The organism is Pseudomonas sp. GW821-FHT03E01, from assembly GCF_059420765.1.
The window spans coordinates 208,959-231,220 of the sequence record NZ_JBWKUI010000009.1; the positions used below are offsets into that span (position 1 = coordinate 208,959).

The 22,262-nt window shown below is 57.6% G+C and carries 22 protein-coding genes; 13 read left to right on the forward strand and 9 right to left on the reverse strand.

Going from position 1 to position 22,262, the window contains the following annotated elements; genetic code table 11:
• Window positions 1-19 precede the first annotated feature (19 nt).
• The gene (locus AC07VO_RS17145; RefSeq protein WP_018926601.1) at window positions 20-199 is read left to right on the forward strand and encodes a PA3496 family putative envelope integrity protein; all 180 of its coding nucleotides are present in this window, start codon (window positions 20-22) and stop codon (window positions 197-199) included.
• 91 nt (window positions 200-290) lie between these two features.
• Here AC07VO_RS17145 and AC07VO_RS17150 read toward each other — a convergent pair whose 3' ends face one another.
• Window positions 291-917 (reverse strand): response regulator transcription factor, encoded by a 627-nt coding sequence (locus tag AC07VO_RS17150; protein WP_018926602.1) that lies wholly within the window; start codon window positions 915-917, stop codon window positions 291-293.
• A 565-nt stretch (window positions 918-1,482) separates the two neighbouring features.
• Between AC07VO_RS17150 and AC07VO_RS17155 the strand changes: the two genes are divergently transcribed.
• A complete protein-coding gene (locus tag AC07VO_RS17155; RefSeq protein ID WP_064616313.1) occupies window positions 1,483-2,064 on the forward strand; it encodes a hypothetical protein in 582 nt (193 codons plus the stop codon).
• Between the two features lie 174 nt (window positions 2,065-2,238).
• Here AC07VO_RS17155 and AC07VO_RS17160 read toward each other — a convergent pair whose 3' ends face one another.
• A complete protein-coding gene (locus AC07VO_RS17160) occupies window positions 2,239-3,456 on the reverse strand; it encodes an argininosuccinate synthase (protein ID WP_020799894.1) in 1,218 nt (405 codons plus the stop codon).
• Window positions 3,457-3,585: 129 nt separating this feature from the next.
• Window positions 3,586-4,494, reverse strand: coding sequence for a flagellar protein MotY (locus AC07VO_RS17165; RefSeq protein ID WP_018926605.1), 909 nt, complete (start codon window positions 4,492-4,494; stop codon window positions 3,586-3,588).
• A gap of 157 nt (window positions 4,495-4,651) precedes the next feature.
• On the opposite strand from AC07VO_RS17165, the gene pyrC reads away from it, so the two are divergent.
• The gene (pyrC, locus tag AC07VO_RS17170; RefSeq protein ID WP_018926606.1) at window positions 4,652-5,698 is read left to right on the forward strand and encodes a dihydroorotase; all 1,047 of its coding nucleotides are present in this window, start codon (window positions 4,652-4,654) and stop codon (window positions 5,696-5,698) included.
• Window positions 5,695-6,372 (forward strand): ribonuclease T, encoded by a 678-nt coding sequence (rnt, locus tag AC07VO_RS17175; RefSeq protein ID WP_007938919.1) that lies wholly within the window; start codon window positions 5,695-5,697, stop codon window positions 6,370-6,372. The genes pyrC and rnt overlap by 4 nt, the downstream gene beginning before the upstream one ends.
• A gap of 76 nt (window positions 6,373-6,448) precedes the next feature.
• Here the strand turns inward: rnt and AC07VO_RS17180 are convergent, their stop codons facing one another.
• Entirely contained in the window at window positions 6,449-7,051 is a 603-nt protein-coding gene (locus AC07VO_RS17180; RefSeq protein WP_018926607.1) for a peroxiredoxin, read from the reverse strand.
• Between the two features lie 314 nt (window positions 7,052-7,365).
• Here AC07VO_RS17180 and AC07VO_RS17185 point away from each other — a divergent pair, with 314 nt between their 5' ends.
• Together AC07VO_RS17185 and bfr are read left to right on the forward strand one after the other, a co-directional pair.
• A complete protein-coding gene (locus AC07VO_RS17185) occupies window positions 7,366-7,584 on the forward strand; it encodes a bacterioferritin-associated ferredoxin (protein ID WP_018926608.1) in 219 nt (72 codons plus the stop codon).
• A gap of 200 nt (window positions 7,585-7,784) precedes the next feature.
• The gene (bfr, locus tag AC07VO_RS17190; RefSeq protein ID WP_007898512.1) at window positions 7,785-8,258 is read left to right on the forward strand and encodes a bacterioferritin; all 474 of its coding nucleotides are present in this window, start codon (window positions 7,785-7,787) and stop codon (window positions 8,256-8,258) included.
• 174 nt (window positions 8,259-8,432) lie between these two features.
• Here the strand turns inward: bfr and grxD are convergent, their stop codons facing one another.
• The 3 genes from grxD to plzR all read right to left on the reverse strand — a co-directional run bounded on the left by grxD (window position 8,433) and on the right by plzR (window position 11,406).
• Window positions 8,433-8,774 carry a Grx4 family monothiol glutaredoxin gene (gene grxD / locus AC07VO_RS17195; protein WP_007938922.1) on the reverse strand — a complete coding sequence of 114 codons (342 nt, stop codon included), beginning with the start codon at window positions 8,772-8,774 and terminating at the stop codon, window positions 8,433-8,435.
• Window positions 8,775-8,871: 97 nt separating this feature from the next.
• Complete coding sequence (locus AC07VO_RS17200; protein ID WP_457327292.1) at window positions 8,872-10,980, reverse strand: molybdopterin oxidoreductase family protein; 2,109 nt, start codon at window positions 10,978-10,980, stop codon at window positions 8,872-8,874.
• A 135-nt stretch (window positions 10,981-11,115) separates the two neighbouring features.
• Window positions 11,116-11,406: a PlzR type 4 pili assembly inhibitor gene (gene plzR, locus AC07VO_RS17205; protein ID WP_018926610.1), complete on the reverse strand. Its 291-nt coding sequence runs from the start codon at window positions 11,404-11,406 to the stop codon at window positions 11,116-11,118.
• 406 nt (window positions 11,407-11,812) lie between these two features.
• On the opposite strand from plzR, the gene argF reads away from it, so the two are divergent.
• Together argF and AC07VO_RS17215 are read left to right on the forward strand one after the other, a co-directional pair.
• A complete protein-coding gene (argF, locus tag AC07VO_RS17210; RefSeq protein ID WP_026286458.1) occupies window positions 11,813-12,733 on the forward strand; it encodes an ornithine carbamoyltransferase in 921 nt (306 codons plus the stop codon).
• Entirely contained in the window at window positions 12,730-13,839 is a 1,110-nt protein-coding gene (locus AC07VO_RS17215) for an ABC transporter ATP-binding protein (protein ID WP_019581557.1), read from the forward strand. Before argF ends, AC07VO_RS17215 begins: the two co-directional genes overlap by 4 nt.
• A gap of 48 nt (window positions 13,840-13,887) precedes the next feature.
• On the opposite strand, the gene AC07VO_RS17220 is transcribed toward AC07VO_RS17215, so the two are convergent.
• Both AC07VO_RS17220 and ybaK read right to left on the reverse strand, forming a co-directional pair.
• Window positions 13,888-14,670 (reverse strand): PhzF family phenazine biosynthesis protein, encoded by a 783-nt coding sequence (locus AC07VO_RS17220; RefSeq protein ID WP_026286459.1) that lies wholly within the window; start codon window positions 14,668-14,670, stop codon window positions 13,888-13,890.
• A 117-nt stretch (window positions 14,671-14,787) separates the two neighbouring features.
• Window positions 14,788-15,258: a Cys-tRNA(Pro) deacylase gene (ybaK, locus tag AC07VO_RS17225; protein ID WP_111454728.1), complete on the reverse strand. Its 471-nt coding sequence runs from the start codon at window positions 15,256-15,258 to the stop codon at window positions 14,788-14,790.
• A gap of 370 nt (window positions 15,259-15,628) precedes the next feature.
• Between ybaK and AC07VO_RS17230 the strand changes: the two genes are divergently transcribed.
• The 5 genes from AC07VO_RS17230 to AC07VO_RS17250 all read left to right on the forward strand — a co-directional run bounded on the left by AC07VO_RS17230 (window position 15,629) and on the right by AC07VO_RS17250 (window position 22,118).
• Window positions 15,629-16,480, forward strand: coding sequence for an MIP/aquaporin family protein (locus AC07VO_RS17230; RefSeq protein WP_019581559.1), 852 nt, complete (start codon window positions 15,629-15,631; stop codon window positions 16,478-16,480).
• Window positions 16,481-16,556: 76 nt separating this feature from the next.
• Window positions 16,557-18,062: a glycerol kinase GlpK gene (gene glpK / locus AC07VO_RS17235; protein ID WP_018926616.1), complete on the forward strand. Its 1,506-nt coding sequence runs from the start codon at window positions 16,557-16,559 to the stop codon at window positions 18,060-18,062.
• A 95-nt stretch (window positions 18,063-18,157) separates the two neighbouring features.
• Window positions 18,158-18,913: a DeoR/GlpR family transcriptional regulator gene (locus tag AC07VO_RS17240; protein WP_007938932.1), complete on the forward strand. Its 756-nt coding sequence runs from the start codon at window positions 18,158-18,160 to the stop codon at window positions 18,911-18,913.
• Between the two features lie 318 nt (window positions 18,914-19,231).
• Window positions 19,232-20,770 carry a glycerol-3-phosphate dehydrogenase gene (gene glpD / locus AC07VO_RS17245; RefSeq protein WP_018926617.1) on the forward strand — a complete coding sequence of 513 codons (1,539 nt, stop codon included), beginning with the start codon at window positions 19,232-19,234 and terminating at the stop codon, window positions 20,768-20,770.
• A gap of 433 nt (window positions 20,771-21,203) precedes the next feature.
• The gene (locus AC07VO_RS17250; protein ID WP_026286460.1) at window positions 21,204-22,118 is read left to right on the forward strand and encodes a glutamate/aspartate ABC transporter substrate-binding protein; all 915 of its coding nucleotides are present in this window, start codon (window positions 21,204-21,206) and stop codon (window positions 22,116-22,118) included.
• The last annotated feature ends 144 nt before the right edge of the window (window positions 22,119-22,262 follow it).

A 22,262-nucleotide genomic window follows, 5' to 3' on the forward strand; every position in this document is an offset into this window, starting at 1 on the left:
TTAGCCTGGAGTTAACCTTATGAGCACTGGCAAAGAGCAATTGGACGTAGAAGACGACTTCACCGCCGTTGAGGCCGATGACGCAGAACCGGTGGTGGAAGTAGCGAAGACCAACCTGAGCAAACGCCGCACCATCGACAATCTGCTGGAGGAGCGCCGACTGCAAAAGCAATTGGCCGATTACGATTTTGACCTATGACACCTAAAAGCCTCCCGAAACGGAGGCTTTTTACTAAGTGCCCATCCCCGACAAACGCCCGCTCATCGCCCCTCGTCAAACGCTGGCATACTCATACCAGGCCATTACGTTGAGCCAATTCAATAAGATCGACCAGTGAGCGAGCATTGAGCTTCAGCAACAGGCGAGTCTTGTAAGTACTGACGGTTTTATTGCTGAGGAACATCCCATCGGCGATTTCCTTGTTTGTCTTTCCTCGGGCCAACTGCTGAAGGACCATCATTTCCCGCCCGGACAAACGATCCACCATATCGGCTTCACTGGCATTCCCAAGACTGGAGCGCACAGTATGCAGCGCCTGATTAGGAAAGTAGCTATAACCTGACAATACAGCCTTTATTGCACTGAGCAACTCAGTAAGGTCCTGTTGTTTACAGACATATCCGGCGGCACCCGATTGCATACAACGCATGGAAAAATGTCCTGGAGCCTGGGACGTCAATATCAGCACTTTAAGAGGCATCGCCGCCGAGGTCAGGCGCGCGATAACTTCCAACCCATCCAGCTTCGGTATTCCAATATCCAGGATAACGATATCCGGCATAAGTTCACGAGCAAGTTGCAATGCATCCACGCCATTGTCTGTTTCTGCAATGACTTCGTAGCCATGACGCTCCATTAGCATACGTACCGCAAGACGAATGACGGGGTGATCATCCACGATCAGCACTTTATTCATGGGCAATTCCAATTTTCGCTGTTCGAATTTTTAGAGCCCGCACCATAGCCTAGTCGTTTCACCCATGGCATGCCGTCCCCCTCGACCACTCGCACCGAGAGACATTACCTACAAACAACACGGATTATTCCTACAAGAAATCATTGCGCATGATAAGCCAGGGATTTTATTGGCCGAACACTGCTAAACGCTTCGACAATGTCTTTGTAACAATTCACCCCCCAAAAAAACAGGGTTCAACGCCCTTGATCCGACAGACCGCGACTATTAAGCTATCCTTAAAGGTAACGAGTATCTTGCAGAATCTTACATAACCCGGCCCGAACCACTCGAAAAACCTTACATACAGCAACACTTCACAACCCAAACAAACCCACACAACTTTAAAACAAATAAACAGCCATACCCAGACCCAGAACAATACAGTTACTATATCAACCTCAACCACACAACAAAAAGAAACTTAAAATAACAAATACAGAAAAACACACTCATACATGCACCACCACCAAAACACACCCTATAAACCAACAGAGAATAAGATAATACCTAATGAGTAAAAAACATGACAAAACTCAAAAAAAGAATCACCAACCCCATGACAATCATTGCAATATTTGCAGCACTGTCCGAAACATCAGCTGCTGTATCGCTGCCCTTTCTTGACCACAAGGAGAGAGAACTCTACATCTGGTTTCTGATCAGCTTTCCCTTTTATTTGCTTTTTCTTTTCTTCGCCACACTTAACTTCAATTATCGATCGCTTTACGCGCCCTCCGATTTCGAGAAGGGAAAGCATTTTATAAAAGTCATGGACAACGCTGATCACTCTGGAAACAGCACTTCCAGTGTGTCGCCTGAACGCTCGGTCCAACACCATGTGCAGCTGCCCGCGCCGCTAAAGGATCTGCACATCATTGATGCACGCTGGATAACCAAAAAAATGGGGTTCAGCGCCCTGATGGAGAGTATCCAGCACGCTCCGGATAATCCTGCACACGTGATCGTATTTCTCACGTGTGCCGATTCGGAGGTAGTGCTGAAGGACAGTGCGCTCAAACACTGGAAACAACTAAAGAAACGCAGCAACGCAACGTTCTGTGTTTCTTACAATTTGAGCTCACATGGCGTGACGATCATGGGCTAGGTTTTGACCCGTCGCACAGAGCAAGGCAGCCCTTGAAGTGAGATCAAAGGCAGGCAGCAAAAGGAACGGTTGGAAGAAACCAGCAGAAAGCGAAACGTAATATGCAGCAGCCCTTTTTCAGAACTGTGGCCTTGTCATCGACAAGGCCACAGTTCCATTACCGCATCAAAGGTCTCAGAACAGCTTGCGGCCTTTGTTCGCCGCGATACGCATGCGCAAGGCGTTGAGCTTGATGAAGCCCGCCGCATCGGCCTGGTTGTAGGCGCCGCCATCTTCCTCGAAGGTCGCGATGTTGGCGTCGAACAACGACTCGTCGGACTTGCGTCCGGTAACGATCACGTTGCCCTTGTACAGTTTCAGGCGCACTACGCCGTTCACGTGGGCCTGGGAAGCATCGATCATCTGTTGCAGCATCAGACGCTCTGGGCTCCACCAGTAGCCGGTGTAGATCAGACTGGCGTATTTAGGCATCAGCTCGTCTTTGAGGTGAGCCACTTCGCGGTCCAGGGTGATCGATTCGATCGCACGGTGAGCGCGCAGCATGATGGTGCCGCCAGGCGTCTCGTAGCAGCCACGGGATTTCATGCCCACATAGCGGTTTTCGACGATGTCCAGACGGCCGATACCATGTTCGCCACCGATACGGTTCAAGGTCGCCAGCACGGTGGCCGGGGTCATTTCGACGCCGTCCAGTGCAACGATGTCGCCGTTGCGGTAGGTCAGTTCCAGGTACTGCGGTTTGTCGGGAGCTTTCTCCGGGGAGACGGTCCAGCGCCACATGTCTTCTTCGTGCTCGGTCCAGGTGTCTTCCAGCACGCCGCCTTCATAGGAGATGTGCAGCAGGTTGGCATCCATCGAGTACGGGGATTTTTTCTTGCCGTGACGCTCGATCGGAATCGCGTGCTTCTCGGCGTAGTCCATCAGCTTCTCACGGGACAGCAGGTCCCATTCGCGCCATGGAGCGATCACTTTCACGCCTGGCTTCAAGGCGTAGGCGCCCAGTTCGAAACGAACCTGGTCGTTGCCCTTGCCGGTCGCGCCGTGGGAAATGGCGTCAGCACCGGTTTCGTTGGCGATTTCGATCAGGCGTTTGGCGATCAACGGACGAGCGATGGAAGTACCCAGCAGGTACTCGCCTTCGTAAACGGTGTTGGCGCGGAACATCGGGAACACGAAATCACGCACGAATTCTTCGCGCAGATCGTCGATATAGATTTCTTTTACGCCCATGGCCTGTGCCTTGGCGCGGGCCGGTTCGACCTCTTCGCCCTGACCCAGGTCAGCGGTGAAGGTCACTACTTCACAGTTATATGTATCCTGCAGCCACTTGAGGATCACCGAAGTGTCCAGGCCGCCGGAATACGCCAGAACGACCTTGTTTACGTCCGCCATGCCATCACTCCACGGGGTTCTACGGAAAGCTGTCAAGTCTACCGCTCATGCAGGATAATTTACAGAGGCGCGACAGCTTATGACGACGAAGCGACAGATTATGTCGAGCGAGCGACGAATTCAGCAGGTTCAGGAGGTCGTCGCGCTGCTCGCGGCGGCGGTGGCTTGAGGCGCAGGTTTCTCGGTCGGTGCGACCCGCTCGAGACGTACGGCAACCCGGCGGTTCTTCGCCCGGTTGGCGGCATTGTTGTTGGGCGCCAGCGGATAGCGCTCACCGTGAAAACGCAGGGTGATCTGCGACTCCTGCACACCATTGGCCTTGAAGAAATCCATCACCGCCAGCGCCCGGCGTCGTGACAGTTCACGGTTGGTCAGCCGGTTACCGCTATTGTCGGAATGGCCATCGAGTTCAATGTGGTTGACCGTCGGATCGGCCTTCATGAACTCCAGCATGACCTGCAACTGGGCCTTGGCCCTGGCATCGAGATCGATACCCTCCCCCGGAAAGCCGACCTCGGATTGCTTCACTTGCTCGAAATTCTGTGGCAACAGCTTGGCGACGCAACCCTGATAGTCACCATAGGCCTTGCTGAACTTGACCGGCAGCAGACGCACTTCAGACACCCGACCGTCGCCCGATGAGTGTCGTACGACCGGGCTGCGCCCCTCCATCAGCCCGCTGATCAGGCGCCCGGCCTGCACTTGCGAACTGTTGAACAGCACGTTGCCACTACCGATTCTCACCGAGCCCAGGTTAATGTCGCCACGCCCCGGCTGCCATGGCGCAGCCGCCGCCAGCAAGGTGGCGGAACCCCCACCGATCATTGAGTTGTAGGCCTTCAGTCGAAATGTCGCCTGCTCTCCGGCGCGCCGCACAAACTCACCCGAACCGAAATCGGTGATCGGTTGAGTCAGGCGGCATTCGAACTTGTCGCCTTCGACCGTCCACTCAATGCTCTCCAGGCGAGTCTGGAAAGTGAGCGCCATCGCGGGAAGGCTGGCAAACACACTGAGCAAGGCTAAATAACGCTGGCGCACGGGAGGCTCCACTGGCTTCTACGACAAAAAGACCGACACACATATTCACGGCCTGCCTGTTGGGTATCGGAAGCTTGTCGTAAAACTTGATAGCGAGTGCCTGGAAGAGTCTTTTCCGGTAGCATTCCCCTGAGTTTGACCCGCCTGGAATTCCCTCATGTCCGACCGCCTGACCCTGCTGCGTCCCGACGACTGGCACATTCATCTTCGCGATGGTGCCGTGTTGACCAATACCGTCGCGGATGTCGCGCGCACCTTTGGTCGCGCCATCATCATGCCCAACCTGGTACCTCCGGTGCGCAACGCTGCTGAAGCCGATGGCTATCGCCAGCGGATTCTCGCCGCACGTCCGGCCGGCAGCCGTTTCGAACCGCTGATGGTTCTGTACCTGACCGACCGCACCCAGCCCGAAGAAATTCGTGAGGCCAAGGCCAGCGGTTTCATTCACGCCGCCAAGCTGTACCCGGCAGGCGCGACCACCAATTCGGACTCTGGCGTCACCAGCATCGACAAGATTTTCCCTGCACTGGAGGCCATGGCCGAAGTCGGGATGCCCTTGCTGGTTCACGGTGAAGTCACCCGTGGCGATATCGACGTTTTCGATCGGGAAAAAATCTTCATCGATGAGCACATGCGTCGCGTGGTCGAGCGTTTCCCGACGCTCAAAGTGGTGTTCGAACACATCACCACCGCCGATGCCGTGCAGTTCGTCAACGCGGCTTCGGCCAACGTTGGCGCCACCATCACCGCGCATCACCTGCTGTACAACCGCAACCACATGCTGGTGGGTGGGATTCGGCCGCACTTCTATTGCCTGCCGATCCTCAAGCGCAATACCCACCAGGAAGCCCTGCTCGACGCTGCCACCAGCGGCAGCGACAAGTTCTTCCTCGGCACCGACTCGGCCCCCCATGCCCAGCACGCCAAAGAAGCGGCTTGCGGCTGTGCCGGTTGCTACACCGCTTATGCCGCGATCGAGATGTATGCCGAAGCCTTCGAACAGCGTAATGCGCTGGACAAGCTCGAAGCCTTCGCCAGCCTCAATGGCCCGCGTTTCTACGGTCTGCCGGCGAACACCGATCGCATCACCCTGGTCCGCGAAGAGTGGACCGCCCCAACCAGCCTGCCATTTGGCGAGCTGACCGTTATCCCGCTGCGCGCCGGTGAAAAACTGCGCTGGCGCCTGCTGGAGGAACACGCGTGAGTGAAGACCATTTCGACGACGAACAGGACGGTCAAGGCGGTGGAGGTGGTCCTCGTCATCCAATGGCTGCCAGATTCCGTGGTTACCTGCCGGTTGTCGTCGACGTAGAAACCGGTGGCTTCAACTCGGCCACCGACGCCCTGCTGGAAATTGCTGCAACCACTATCGCCATGGATGAAAAAGGGTTCGTGTACCCCGATCACACCTACTTCTTCCGGGTTGAGCCATTCGAAGGCGCCAACATCGAAGCAGCAGCCCTGGAATTCACCGGGATCAAACTCGATCACCCGTTGCGCATGGCAGTGAGTGAAGAAGCGGCGCTGACCGATATCTTCCGTGGCATTCGCAAGGCCCTGAAAGCCAACGGTTGCAAACGGGCGATTCTGGTCGGTCACAACAGCAGCTTCGACCTGGGTTTCCTCAACGCGGCAGTCGCGCGCCTGGACATGAAACGCAACCCGTTTCACCCGTTCTCCAGCTTCGACACCGCGACCCTCGCCGGTCTTGCCTACGGTCAAACCGTACTGGCCAAGGCCTGTCAGGCAGCGGACATCGACTTCGACGGTCGTGAGGCTCATTCGGCTCGCTACGACACCGAGAAGACTGCTGAGCTGTTCTGCGGCATCGTCAATCGCTGGAAACAGATGGGCGGCTGGGAAGACTACAACGACTGAGGCTGGTCGCCGGTTTATCCCGCCCATAAAAAAACCGGCCTCAGTGAGGCCGGTTTTTTATTGCCGGACGCCTGGCTTACAGCGCAGCAGCGTGCTCGGTCAGGTAAGCCGCAACGCCTTCTGGCGAAGCGTTCATGCCTTTGTCGCCTTTTTTCCAGTTGGCAGGGCAAACTTCGCCGTGCTCTTCGTGGAATTGCAGAGCATCAACCAGACGGATCAGCTCTTCCATGTTACGGCCCAGCGGCAGGTCGTTGACGATCTGCGAGCGGACAACGCCTTTGTCGTCGATCAGGAACGCACCACGGAAAGCCACGCCGTCAGCGGACTGAACGTCGTAAGCCTTCATGATTTCCTGCTTGATGTCAGCAGCCATGGTGTAACGAACCTGGCCGATACCGCCATTGTTCACCGGGGTGTTGCGCCACGCGTTGTGGGTGAAGTGCGAGTCGATCGAAACGGCGACCACTTCAACGTTGCGTGCCTTGAAGTCAGCCATGCGGTTGTCCAGAGCGATCAGCTCGGACGGGCAAACGAAGGTGAAGTCCAGTGGGTAGAAGAACACCAGGCCGTATTTGCCTTTGATGGCCGAGGACAGGGTGAAGCTGTCTACGATTTCGCCATTGCCGAGTACGGCCGGTACGGTGAAGTCAGGGGCTTGTTTGCCTACGAGTACGCTCATTGGATATCTCCTGGTGTAATAACGTTGAAGAACAGGGCTCATGCCAGCCTGTCACCCTCAGGCGACAGCCCTGTGACACGAACCTCCTTCGCAAAAGGCCGACCATCATACACCGCGTTTTTCGCCTGTCCTTAGCGGTTTTTTTCTGGCGGGCAAAATGGCCGCTGCTATTTTTTTTCGCAAGGCGCGAGAGGAAACCGTTCGTCAGTCAAAGGCCCTTATGACGAAAAGCCTTCAGAAACCACTTTGACAATCATTCTCGTTAACATTAAGATCCATCGCAATTGAGTCACAACCAGCGACGGTTCTCACTTATGTATGTCTGCCTCTGCACCGGCGTCACCGACGGTCAAATCCGCGATGCAATCTATGAAGGTTGCTGCAGCTACAAGGAAGTCCGTCTGGCTACCGGCGTAGCCGGCCAATGTGGCAAATGCGCTTGCCTGGCCAAGGAAGTGGTGCGTGAAACACTGGGCAAACTGCAAACGGCCCAGGCGGCGATCCCCTACCCCGTAGAATTTACAGCCGCATAACTACCGTATTTCGAAGAACCGGACTTGATGTCCGGTTTTTTTATGTCTGAAAATCAATCGCTTAGGCCTTAGACGCGGAACACAAACATTCTTATTCCGATTAATTTTCATTTAAGTTTCAATAACTTAGGTTTGACACTATTAATTACGCGGCTCAAACTCCGCCTTATATACAGCTAATACAGGGCAGGACTCCCACCATGAAAGGCGACGTTACAGTCATCCAGCATCTCAACAAAATCCTTGCCAATGAACTGGTCGCGATCAATCAGTACTTCCTGCACGCGCGCATGTATGAAGATTGGGGCCTGAACAAGCTCGGCAAGCACGAGTACCACGAATCCATCGACGAGATGAAGCATGCTGACAAGCTGATCAAGCGCATCCTGTTCCTTGAAGGCCTGCCGAACGTCCAGGACCTGGGCAAGCTGCACATCGGCGAACACACCAAGGAAATGCTTGAGTGTGACTTGAAGATCGAGCGCGACGGTCATGCCGACCTGAAAGTCGCTATCGCCCATTGCGAAACCGTTGGCGACTTCGGTAGCCGTGAACTGCTCGAAGACATTCTTGAGTCCGAAGAAGAACATATCGACTGGCTGGAAACCCAGCTGGGCCTGATCGATAAAGTCGGCCTTGAGAACTATCTGCAATCGCAGATGGGCGAAGAGTAAGTTCTACGCCGCTAACCCCGACGCAATAAAAAGCCCCGCTCTCTTTACAGAGGCGGGGCTTTTTACGTGCGCTCTTGTAGGAGCGAGGCTCGCCCGCGAAGAACGATGACGCGGTGTATCTGCAGAAGCGCGGCGCCTGCTTCGCGGGCAAGCCTCGCTCCTACAGGTACCGAATCAGGCTTCGGTCTTGGCAGCGGCGGCTTTGGCGGCGGCGTCTTTGATCAGTGCCTGCAACGAACCGTCGGCAGACATTTCAGTCATGATGTCGCTACCACCAACCAGCTCACCGGCAACCCACAGTTGTGGGAAGGTTGGCCAGTTGGCGTACTTTGGCAGGTTGGCGCGGATTTCCGGGTTCTGCAGGATATCCACATAGGCAAACTTTTCACCACAGGCCATCACAGCCTGGGCGGCTTTCGCGGAGAACCCACACTGCGGGGCATTCGGCGAGCCTTTCATGTAAAGCAGAATGGTGTTGTTGGCAATCTGCTCTTTAATCGTTTCGATGATATCCATGGAGCACCTCGGCTGAACTTTCCGACTCAGTGGTCGGCACGGTGGCGCATTGTAACGGAAACCCGAGCGCCATGCTCGGCCTCCCCGACAGACATGTTCACGCCGCCGCCACGGTCACCGGCACGCCGTTCAATGCCGCATTGCCCGACAACTCATCGAGCTGACATTCGTCAGTCAGGTCATTGGCGCTGGAACCTGGCTGGCCACTGGCAATCGTCATCTGCACGCCCGGTCGCGCATGACCCCAACCGTGGGGCAGGCTGACCACTCCTTTCATCATATCGAGGCTGGCGACCACTTCAACCTCGATCACGCCGACCCGTGAACTGACGCGCACCCGCTGCCCATCGCTGAGCCCGCGGCTGGCCAGGTCGTCCGGGTGCATCAGCAGTTGATGGCGCGGCTTGCCCTTCACCAGGCGGTGATAGTTGTGCATCCATGAGTTGTTGCTGCGCACATGGCGGCGACCGATCATCAGTAACTCATCGGCGGCTGGTGCTTGCAACGCCGCAAAGCGCGCCAGATCGGCGAGGATCTCCACAGGCGCCGCCTGGACGCGCTGATTGGCCGTCTTCAGACGAGGCGTCAAATTGGGCTTGAGCGCGCCGAGATCGATACCGTGAGGGTGATCGAACAAGGTCGCCAGCGACAGTTTGTGCCCTGAAGCATCGCCATACAGGCCCATCCGCAGCCCCCGGTCAATCATCTGCGCCGGCGCAATGGTCGGTTTCAGCGCCTTGCCGGTCTTCGCCGCAAAGGCCTTGGCCAGCCCCACGAAGATCTCCCAATCATGCAGCGCGCCTTGCGGCTTGGCGAGAATCGCCCGGTTGAAACGGGTGACGTTACGCACCGCGAACATATTGAAGGTGGTGTCGTAATGATCGTTTTCCAGCGCCGAAGTCGACGGCAGGATCAGGTCGGCATAACGCGTGGTTTCATTGATGTACAGGTCGACGCTGACCATGAACTCCAGTCCGTCCAGCGCCTGCTCCAGCTGTCGGCCATTGGGCGTGGACAACACCGGATTACCCGCCACGGTGATCAGCGCACGGACCTGCCCTTCCCCTTCGGTGAGCATCTCTTCGGCCAGCGCCGACACCGGCAACTCGCCACCGTATTCAGGACGCCCGGACACGCGGCTTTGCCACAGGTTGAAATGGCCGCCCGACGTGGACGCCACCAGGTCCACCGCCGGCTCGGTGCACAACGCACCGCCGACACGATCAAGGTTGCCGGTCACCAGATTGATCAATTGCACCAGCCAATGGCACAAGGTGCCGAAGGCCTGGGTCGAGACGCCCATGCGGCCATAGCAGACCGCCGTCGGGGCTGCCGCGAAGTCCCGCGCCAGTTGACGGATCTGTTCGGCGGGGACTGCGCACAGCGGGCTCATGGCCTCGGCAGTGAAACCTGCGATCGCCTTACGCACTTCATCCAGCCCATCGACCGGCAAATGACTGTCGCGGGTCAGGCCTTCAGCGAATAACGTATTGAGCAGCCCGAACAACAGCGCCGCATCGCCGCCGGGGCGCACGAACAGATGCTGGTCGGCAATCGCCGCCGTTTCGCTGCGACGCGGATCGACCACCACCACTTTGCCACCCCGGGCCTGAATCGCCTTGAGGCGCTTCTCCACATCCGGCACGGTCATGATGCTGCCGTTGGAGGCCAGCGGATTACCGCCCAGGATCAACATGAAATCAGTGTGATCGATGTCCGGGATCGGCAACAGCAAGCCGTGGCCATACATCAAATGACTGGTCAGGTGATGGGGCAACTGATCGACCGACGTCGCGGAAAACCGGTTACGGGTTTTCAACAGGCCGAGGAAGTAATTGCTGTGGGTCATCAACCCGTAGTTGTGCACGCTGGGGTTGCCCTGATAGACCGCCACCGCGTTCTGCCCGTGACGCTCCTGAATCGCCGCCAGGCGTTCGGCTACAAGGCTGAACGCATCTTCCCACTCGATAGGCTGCCACTCGCTACCCACTCGCTGCATCGGCTGACGCAGGCGATCCGGGTCGTTCTGAATGTCTTGCAGGGCCACCGCCTTGGGGCAGATATGCCCACGGCTGAAGCTGTCCTGAGGGTCGCCCTTGATCGAGGTGATCTGCACGCCGCTGCCTTCGACCTCGGTGGTTTCGATGGTCAGGCCGCAGATGGCTTCACACAGGTGGCACGCACGGTGATGGAGAGTCTTGGTCATGGCCAGTCTCTGTTTTGTTCTGGGCGGGCAATGTCGGCCGCGGGAACAAAACTATGGCGCGTGACTTGCCACCGCGCCAGCGACGTTCGTCTTGTGAATCGACGACCATCAGGCCGGCCGATGGCAGCAAGGAGATCAGTTCGGCGGCAGACTCGGCGGCGCCTGCAGCTGGATTTCCTCGATGGTTTCGATCTGCTCGTGGGCGACGTGCACGCCGGTGAGCTCGCCGATCAGCCGCCAATGCTCGTCGAGCCCGGCACTGATGGTGGCCATGCGGTCGATCATGCGCCGGCCAGCCGCCTTGGTGACTTCATCTTCACTGCGTAACAACTCGAAAGACATCGAGGTCATGGAAGCAGTGAGGTGGGTCAGAGAGCGAGCCGTAAGGCCGAGTAGCTCCATCAATAACTGTTCTTTCGATTCCATTCCTGAGGCTTCCTGCGTCGCTCGTGCTTTAGTTATAACCCAGCACTTTGCATTAGCAAATGTTTCAGACTAGACACATTGCCCGCCAAAGGCTCGAATGACAGATCAAAAACCGACTGCCAATCTGTCGCCCGCGCCCTGCCTGATTGCCAAGCCCGGCGAGCCCAGTGTACAAATGCTCAGCTGCTGTCAGGAAACAGGCTTCAAAAGCGCTACCTCAGTCACCCCGTAGCCTCTCTGAAATCCTCTAAACACCGTAGCCTATTGGAAAAACGCGACATTTAATGTCAATATCGCGCCTTCCCCTATTTCGTCGCCCCGTGCGGCTTACGCCGCAGGTCTCGCCCGTTTTTCAGTTAAACAAGGCTTTGAGTATCTGCGGTCTGTTGCAAAAAGGTAGTCAATGATGAGCGCAAGGCACTTTCTCTCCCTGATGGATTGCACGCCCGAAGAGCTGGTCAGCGTGATCCGTCGAGGCGTTGAGCTCAAGGACCTGCGTAACCGCGGCGTACTGTTCGAGCCTTTGAAAAACCGCGTCCTGGGGATGATTTTCGAGAAGTCCTCGACCCGTACCCGTATTTCGTTCGAAGCTGGCATGATCCAGCTCGGTGGCCAGGCGATCTTCCTGTCGCCGCGCGACACTCAGCTGGGCCGTGGCGAACCGATCGGCGACGCCGCCATTGTGATGTCGAGCATGCTCGATGCAGTGATGATCCGTACGTTTTCGCACAGCACCCTGACCGAATTCGCCGCCAATTCGCGAGTCCCGCTGATCAACGGCCTGTCCGATGACCTGCACCCGTGCCAGTTGCTGGCCGACATGCAAACCTTCCTCGAACATCGCGGTTCGATCCAAGGCAAGACCGTGGCCTGGATCGGCGACGGCAACAACATGTGCAACAGCTATATAGAAGCGGCGATCCAGTTCGACTTCCAGTTGCGCATCGCCTGCCCGGAGGGTTACGAACCCAACCCTGAATTCGTGGCCAAGGCCGGCGATCGGGTAAGCATCGTCCGCGATCCTCGGGAAGCCGTGCGCGGCGCGCATCTGGTGAGCACCGACGTCTGGACCTCCATGGGCCAGGAAGAGGAAACCGCCAAGCGCCTGAAGCTGTTCGCACCGTTCCAGGTCAACCGTGCCCTGCTCGACCTGGCCGCGCCGGACGTGCTGTTCATGCATTGCCTGCCGGCCCACCGTGGCGAGGAAATCAGCCTCGACCTGCTCGACGACCCGCGTTCGGTGGCATGGGATCAAGCCGAAAACCGTCTGCATGCACAAAAGGCCCTGCTCGAGTTTCTCGTCCCACCTTCGTACCATCACGCATGAGCCAGCCATTACTGCTGAACCTGCGCAATCTGGCCTGTGGTTATCAAAACCAGCGGGTTGTGCAGAACCTCAACCTGCATTTGAATGCCGGCGATATCGGTTGCCTGCTGGGCTCTTCGGGCTGCGGCAAAACCACGACTCTGCGGGCCATTGCCGGTTTCGAACCGGTGCACGAGGGTGAGATCCAGTTGGCGGGCGAGACCATCTCCAGCGCCGGCTTCACCCTCGCCCCGGAGAAACGCCGGATCGGCATGGTGTTCCAGGATTACGCGCTGTTTCCGCATTTGAGCGTGGCCGAGAACATCGCCTTCGGGATCCGCAAGCACCCGCAAAAGGATCGTGTCACCGAAGAATTGCTCGAACTGGTCAACCTGAAAAATCTCGGCAAGCGCTTTCCCCATGAACTGTCCGGTGGCCAGCAGCAGCGGGTTGCACTGGCCCGCGCCCTGGCGCCGGAACCGCAACTGTTGTTGCTCGACGAACCGTTCTCCAACCTCGATGGTGAGTTGCGACGCAAGCTCAGCCATGAAGTACGCGACATCCTCAAGGCTCGCGGCACCAGTGCGATTCTGGTGACCCACGACCAGGAAGAAGCTTTCGCGGTCAGCGACCATGTCGGCGTTTTCAAGGAAGGTCGCCTGGAACAATGGGATACCCCCTACAACCTCTATCACGAACCGCTGACACCGTATGTGGCCAGCTTCATTGGCCAGGGTTACTTCATTCGCGGTCAGTTGAGCAGCCCGGAGTCGGTGCAGACCGAATTGGGTGAATTGCGCGGCAACCGTGCCTACACCTGGCCGATCGGTGGCGCCGTGGACGTATTGCTGCGTCCGGACGACATCGTCTATGCACCGTCCAGCCCACTGAGGGCGCAGATTGTCGGCAAGAGCTTCCAGGGTGCCTCAACGCTGTACCGCTTGCAGTTGCCTACGGGCGCACAGCTGGAGTCGATTTTCCCAAGTCATGCCGATCATCTGGTCGGTGCTGAAGTCGGCATTCGGGTAGCGGCGGAACACCTGGTACTGTTCCAGGCCTCCGGCAGTACAGCGGCGCAGATTCCGACGATCGAGTCCGGGGTTCGGCGCTACGGCGCCGCCAGCTGAACAACGCGGACATAGGTGGGAGCTCGCTCCCATCTATTGGATTTTCGTTTAACCCAGCATTAGCGTTCCGCTCGCGACCAGCGTCGCATTCCCGCCAATACTCACCCGATCCCCTTCCAGCTGACAAAACAACTCCCCACCCCGCGCCGAGCACTGATAAGCCGTCAGACTCGACTTGCTCAAGCGTTTCGACCAGTACGGAATCAGGCTGCAATGGGTTGAACCGGTCACCGGGTCTTCGTTGATGCCGATCGCCGGGGCAAAGTAGCGCGACACAAAGTCATGCTTGCTGCCTTTGGCTGTCACGATGGCGCCCGGCCATGGCAATTTCGCCAGGGCAATCATGTCTGGCTGACAATCGAGCACCGCCTGCTCGGACTCCAGCACCACGAACAATTCGTTCGAGCCCAGCACATCGACCGCCTCGACGCCCAAGGCGCGCTCGACATCCAGGGTCACGCCCACTTCCGACGGCACGACTGCCGGGAAATCCAGCCACAAGCGCCCACCCTCTCGGGTGACACTCAACGGGCCGGACTTGCAGATGAAGTCCAGTCGCTCGACCGGTTCTTTATAGAGTTCAAACAGTACGTAGGCACTGGCCAGGGTCGCATGACCGCATAACGGGACTTCGGTGGTCGGAGTAAACCAGCGAATGCGCCAGACAGCACCCTCACGCACCAGGAACGCGGTTTCGGCGAGGTTATGTTCGGCGGCGATTTTTTGCATCAACTCATCGTCAAGCCAGGCATCGAGCCGGTACACCATCGCCGGGTTACCACTGAACGGCCGATCACTGAACGCATCGATCTGATGAAACTCAAGCTGCATGGCACTTCTCCCTTTCTTCAGGTCGCCGAGCATGAAGCCCGGCATAGCCCTTCACCAGTGACAGAACGAACCAATTTCCACCATACAGCGCCGGGTTGTTAGCCCAAGACCTTCTGCTCAGGCTCGACCGATATCGGCGAACTTCGCCTGGGTGTGTTCGGCCAACACGGCAGGCGCCAGTTCGACTTCCAGACCGCGCCGCCCGGCGCTGACGAAGATACTGGAAAACGGCTGGGCCGAATGATCGATAAACGTGCGCAGGCGCTTCTTCTGCCCGAGCGGGCTGATACCGCCCAACAGATACCCCGTCGAACGCTGCGCAGCGGCTGGATCGGCCATTTCGACTTTTTTCACGCCTGCGGCCTGTGCCAGCGCCTTCAAGTCCAGACTTCCGACGACCGGCACCACCGCCACCAATAACTCCCCCTTCTCACTGGCCGCCAGCAATGTCTTGAACACCTGCGCGGGGGCCAGGCCCAGTTTTTCCGCGGCCTCCAGACCATAGGACGCTGCCTTCGGATCATGTTCGTAACTGTGCACACGATGTTCGGCACGAACTTTTTTCAACAAATCCAATGCGGGGGTCATGACAGCTCCAGACTTGGCGGCAGAAGAAAAATACTGCGCAGGATTCTAGGTCATTGATCGATAAAAGGCTCTATTGCGCTGCTATTTCCAAAGCATGGCCGGGCTTTCGGTCGTTCGTCCACACGCCTCTCGTCAGATGAACGATGCGATCATTCACAGGACTAATAGTTTAAATATGACTGATGGTTCACTTTCGACCTTTGACAGCAGTGCTTCTTGTCTATATTTTTTCGAATGTGAACACAGCACGAACGTCTCACCGCAGCACCCGGCAGTAAGCCGAGCACAGGATGGGGATCCTGCCTCGGTGAAAATCGCGCTTTGACCTCGATGGAAAAGCGCCACACAACAACAAAAAACGAGGTTTTCAATGACAACTGCGTTACAACAACCGTCGCTCTCGAGCCAATGCATGGCCGAGTTTCTGGGTACTGCACTGCTGATCTTTTTCGGTACCGGCTGCGTTGCCGCGCTCAAGGTGGCGGGTGCCAGCTTCGGGTTGTGGGAAATCAGCATCATCTGGGGGGTTGGCGTCAGCATGGCGATCTACCTCACCGCCGGTGTTTCCGGTGCGCACCTCAACCCTGCCGTGAGTATCGCGCTGAGCATTTTCGCTGACTTCGAAAAGCGCAAACTGCCTTTCTATATCTTCTCCCAGGTCGCCGGTGCCTTCTGCGGGGCATTGTTGGTTTACACGCTGTACAGCAACCTGTTCTTCGATTTCGAACAAACTCACCAAATGGTTCGTGGCACCGAAGCCAGCCTTGAATTGGCCTCGGTGTTCTCCACTTTCCCGAACCCTGCCCTGTCCACGGGCCAGGCCTTTCTGGTTGAAGTGATCATCACCGCCATTCTGATGGGCGTGATCATGTCGCTCACCGACGACAACAATGGCCTGCCCAAAGGACCGCTGGCGCCGTTGTTGATCGGCCTGCTGATTGCCGTGATCGGCAGCTCGATGGGGCCGCTGACCGGTTTCGCGATGAACCCGGCCCGCGACTTCGGTCCTAAACTGATGACTTTCTTTGCAGGCTGGGGTGAAATTTCCTTCACTGGCGGACGCGATATCCCGTACTTCCTGATTCCGGTTTTTGCACCGATTGTCGGTGCCTGTCTCGGTGCTGCAGCTTATCGCGGGCTGATTGCCCGTCATCTGCCCAGCGCCATACCTGCTACAAAGGACGCAGCACTGGCCATTGACGGCAAACCAAGAACGTCTTGAAACCGTTGGCGCGTGATCCTGCCCATTTTGATCCCGCGCCTGACTTCACTTCCTTATTTCGTCCAAGGCAATCGACATGACCGACATTCAGAATAAGAACTACATCATTGCCCTCGATCAGGGTACGACCAGCTCCCGCGCGATCATTTTCGATCGCGACGCGAACGTGGTTTGCACCGCCCAGCGTGAATTCGCACAGCATTACCCGCAAGCCGGTTGGGTCGAACACGACCCGATGGAAATCTTCGCCACCCAGAGCGCCGTGATGGTCGAGGCCCTGGCTCAAGCCGGCCTGCATCACGACCAGGTCGCGGCCATCGGCATCACCAACCAGCGCGAAACCACCGTGGTCTGGGACAAGACCACTGGCCGCCCTATCTACAACGCGATCGTCTGGCAGTGCCGCCGCAGCACCGAAATCTGCCAGCAGCTCAAGCGCGACGGCCACGAGCAATACATCAGCGACACCACGGGCCTGGTCACCGACCCGTACTTCTCCGGCACCAAGCTCAAGTGGATCCTCGACAATGTCGAAGGCAGCCGTGAGCGGGCGCGCAAGGGTGAACTGCTGTTCGGCACCGTAGACAGCTGGCTGATCTGGAAATTTACCGGCGGCAAGGTGCACGTCACCGACTACACCAACGCCTCGCGCACCATGCTCTTCAACATCCACACGCTGGAGTGGGACGCGAAGATGCTGGACGTCCTCGACATCCCGCGCGAGATGCTGCCGGAAGTTAAGTCCTCGTCCGAAATCTACGGCCACACCAAAAGCGGCATCGCCATTGGCGGTATCGCCGGCGACCAGCAGGCCGCCCTGTTCGGCCAAATGTGCGTCGAGCCAGGCCAGGCGAAAAACACCTACGGCACCGGCTGCTTCCTGCTGATGAACACCGGCGACAAAGCAGTGAAGTCCAAACACGGCATGCTGACCACCATCGCTTGCGGCCCGCGTGGCGAAGTGGCCTATGCGCTGGAAGGCGCGGTGTTCAACGGTGGCTCCACCGTGCAGTGGCTGCGTGACGAGTTGAAAATCATCAACGACGCCCACGACACCGAATACTTCGCCAACAAGGTCAAGGACAGCAACGGCGTGTACCTGGTGCCGGCCTTCACCGGCCTGGGCGCTCCGTACTGGGACCCGTATGCCCGTGGCGCACTGTTCGGCCTGACCCGCGGTGTACGCGTGGATCACATCATTCGTGCCGCGCTTGAGTCGATTGCCTACCAGACCCGCGATGTTCTGGACGCCATGCAGCAGGACTCCGGCGAGCGCCTGAAGGCCCTGCGCGTGGACGGCGGCGCGGTGGCGAACAACTTCCTGATGCAGTTCCAGGCCGACATTCTCGGCACTCAAGTCGAGCGCCCGAAAATGCGCGAAACCACCGCGTTGGGCGCCGCTTACCTGGCGGGTTTGGCCTGCGGTTTCTGGGGCAGCCTGGACGAGTTGCGCGGCAAGGCGGTGATCGAGCGCGAGTTCGAACCGGCGCTGGACGAAACCGCGAAGGAAAAACTCTACGCCGGCTGGAAAAAAGCCGTCAGCCGCACTCGCGATTGGGAACCGCACGAAGGCGCTGAATAAGCCACGGACCGGACTCGTATCCGGTTGTAACTGGTAGGGAGCGGATTCCTGCGGCATCATGGGCAAATTTTGCACGGCAGCCCAAAGGAAGCCCCATGAATCTGCCTCCCCGTCAGCAGCAAATCCTTGAACTGGTCCGCGAACGCGGCTATGTCAGCATCGAGGAAATGGCCCAGCTGTTCGTCGTTACACCGCAAACCATCCGCCGCGATATCAATCAATTGGCGGAAGTGAATCTGTTGCGTCGCTATCACGGCGGCGCAGCCTACGACTCCAGCGTCGAAAACACCGCCTACGCCATGCGCGCCGATCAGATGCGCGATGAAAAGCAGCGTATCGGCGAAGCCATTGCGGCGCAGATTCCCGATCATGCCTCGCTGTTCATCAATATCGGCACCACCACCGAATCCATTGCTCGGGCGCTGCTCAACCACAGCCACCTGAAGATCATCACCAACAACCTGCATGTGGCCTCGATGCTCAGCGCCAAGGACGACTTCGACGTGCTGCTGACCGGTGGCAACGTGCGGCGTGACGGTGGCGTGGTCGGTCAGGCCAGCGTCGACTTCATTAACCAGTTCAAGGTCGACTTCGCCCTGGTCGGCATCAGTGGTATCGATGAAGACGGCAGCTTGCTGGATTTCGACTATCAGGAAGTGCGGGTATCCCAGGCGATCATCGCCAACGCCCGACAGGTGATTCTCGCCGCGGACTCCAGCAAATTCGGGCGCAACGCCATGATTCGCCTGGGGCCGATCAGCCTGATCGATTGCCTGGTCACCGACCAGCCGCCTTCGCCGGCCCTGGCGCAGTTGTTGAGCCAGCACAAGATTCGGCTGGAGGTCGTGTAAGCACATCCCCCCTGTGGCGAGGGGGCTTGCCCCCCGTTCGGCTGCACAGCAGACGCCAATCAGACAACATGTTCTTCCTGAGATACCGCGGTAGCCGGTTATAGGACCGCTTCGCAGCCCAGCGGGAGCAAGCTCCCTCGCCACAAAAGCACTCCCTACCATCATTCAATGTTCGAAAATTTTCCTTTAACGGCCCTTCGATCAGTATTTTCAATCGAAGCACACTGGCTGTGGGCGTCTTTATGGGCTAGTATTTTCGCAAATGAACATTAATGTTCGAATTCAAATATAGAAATCAAAAAAGCCCGAGGCCAGCCGATGCCCACTTCTACCTTGCCTACGCCCCCTCTCGCCGAGGTCTACGATATCGCCGTCATTGGTGGTGGGATCAATGGCGTGGGGATCGCAGCGGATGCCGCCGGTCGCGGCCTTTCGGTGTTCCTTTGCGAAAAGGATGATCTGGCCAGCCACACTTCGTCGGCCAGCAGCAAGCTGATCCACGGTGGCCTGCGCTACCTGGAGCATTATGAATTCCGCCTGGTGCGCGAAGCCCTGGCTGAGCGCGAAGTGCTGCTGGCCAAGGCGCCGCACATCGTCAAACAGATGCGCTTCGTGCTGCCCCACCGCCCGCACCTGCGTCCGGCCTGGATGATCCGCGCCGGTCTGTTCCTTTATGACCACCTCGGCAAACGGGAAAAACTCGAAGGCTCGAAAAGCCTGAAGTTCGGCCCGGACAGCCCGCTGAAAAGCGAAATCACCAAAGGCTTCGAATATTCCGATTGCTGGGTCGATGACGCACGCCTCGTCGTACTGAACGCCATGGCTGCCCGCGAGAAAGGTGCTCACGTTCATACGCAAACCCGCTGCGTCAGTGCCCGTCGCACCAAGGGCCTGTGGCACATGAACCTGGAACGCGCCGATGGCAGCCTGTTTTCGATCCGCGCCAAGGCACTGGTGAACGCTGCCGGCCCATGGGTCGCCCAGTTCATTCGTGACGACCTGAAGATGGAATCGCCATACGGCATCCGTCTGATCCAGGGCAGCCACCTGATCGTGCCAAAACTGTATGAAGGCGAATACGCGCACATTCTGCAAAACGAAGATCAGCGCATCGTCTTCACCATTCCGTACCTGAACCACTTCACCCTGATCGGCACCACCGACCGCGAGTACACCGGCGACCCGGCAAAAGTGGCGATCACTGAAGGCGAAACCGATTACCTGCTGAAAGTGGTCAATGCCCACTTCAAGAAACAACTCAGCCGCGCGGACATCCTGCACAGCTACTCCGGCGTTCGTCCGCTGTGCAACGACGAATCCGACAACCCGTCGGCCGTCACCCGCGACTACACCCTGGCGTTGTCGGGTTCTGGTGAAGAAGCACCGTTGCTGTCGGTGTTCGGCGGCAAGCTGACGACCTACCGCAAACTGGCCGAGTCGGCGCTGGCGCAATTGGCCCCGTACTTCACGCACATCAAGCCAAGCTGGACCGCCAGCGCGCCCCTGCCCGGTGGCGAAGACATGACGACTCCGCAGGCATTGAGTTCGCGGATCCGCGACAAGTTCGACTGGATCCCCACCGAGATCGCCCGACGCTGGTCCACCACTTATGGCAACCGCACTTGGCGCATGCTCGAAGGCGTGGAAAACCTCGGTGACCTGGGCGAACACATCGGCGGCGGCCTCTACACCCGCGAAGTCGACTACCTGTGCAGCGAAGAATGGGCGACCACCGCCGATGACATCCTGTGGCGCCGCAGCAAGCTTGGGCTGTTCACCACTGCGGCGGAACAGCAGAAGCTCAAGGATTACCTGAACAAGCTCGAACAGAACCGCAGCAAGATCGAAGCGGCCTGATCGGGTATCCGGTTAAACCAAAGCCCCTGAATCTCACGATTCAGGGGCTTTTTCATACCGCGCATTACTGTAGGAGCGAGGCTTGCCCGCGAAGAACGATAAAGCGGTTCAACAGACAGACCGCAGTGCCCCCTTCGCGGGCAAGCCTCGCTCCTACAGTTTTGTGTGAATCAATCCATTCGGTTTTCCGAACGCGACTCCTCGGTCGATTCGGAAAACCGGATCATCCGACAACAAACTCAACGTCACCAACATTAAAATACTCTTAAAAATCAATAATTTGATAGATGATGCATGGTCTGGCACGAGTCATGCTCTACTCTCCCGGACGAATGTTTATTGCGCTACTCCTTCAGGAGCCGCCAGGCATTCGAAGCACCAAAAAAGGCCGATGAACTGGCTCCATAAAAAAAACAATGTCGAGGAAAATTTGATGCGCATCGTTCCCCATCTCCTGGGCGCAGCCATTGCTGCCGCTCTGATTAGCACTCCAGTTTTCGCCGCCGAACTCACCGGCACACTGAAGAAGATCAAAGAGTCCGGCACCATCACCCTCGGGCATCGTGACGCTTCCATTCCGTTTTCCTACATCGCGGACGCTTCCGGCAAACCGGTTGGCTACTCCCACGATATCCAGCTGAAAATCGTCGAAGCCATCAAGAAAGACCTGGACATGCCCAACCTCCAGGTCAAATACAACCTGGTGACCTCGCAAACCCGTATCCCGCTGGTGCAGAACGGCACCGTGGACGTCGAGTGCGGCTCCACCACCAACAACGTCGAGCGTCAGCAACAAGTTGATTTCTCCGCCGGCATCTTCGAAATCGGTACCAAGCTGCTGGCCAAGAAAGACTCGCCCTACAAAGATTTCGCCGACCTCAAAGGCAAGAACGTCGTGACCACCGCCGGCACCACGTCCGAGCGCATCCTCAAGTCGATGAACGCCGACAAGCAGATGGGCATGAACGTGATCTCCGCCAAAGACCATGGCGAATCCTTCCAGATGCTGGAAACCGGCCGTGCCGTGGCCTTCATGATGGACGACGCCTTGCTGGCCGGTGAAATGGCCAAGGCCAAGAAGCCGGATGATTGGGCCGTGACCGGCACACCACAATCGTTCGAAATCTACGGCTGCATGGTTCGCAAGGGCGACGCACCGTTCAAGAAAGCCGTCGACGACGCAATCATCGCGACCTACAAGTCGGGCGAGATCAACAAGATCTACGAAAAATGGTTCATGCAGCCAATCCCGCCAAAAGGCCTGAACCTGAACTTCCCGATGAGCGACGAGCTCAAGACCCTGATCGCCAATCCGACCGACAAAGCGGCTGACGAAAAGAAATCCTGATTTCTGACTAACGTTCCCCCCTGAGAAGGCCTCTGCCCTTTCAGGGGTTGTCACTCCCTGCTGGCATTTCTGGAAACACTCGAACCGGTGGTTGTCGAGCCGTTCGCGTGTGCCTGACCGTCATCGGGCACTTGTACATCGATC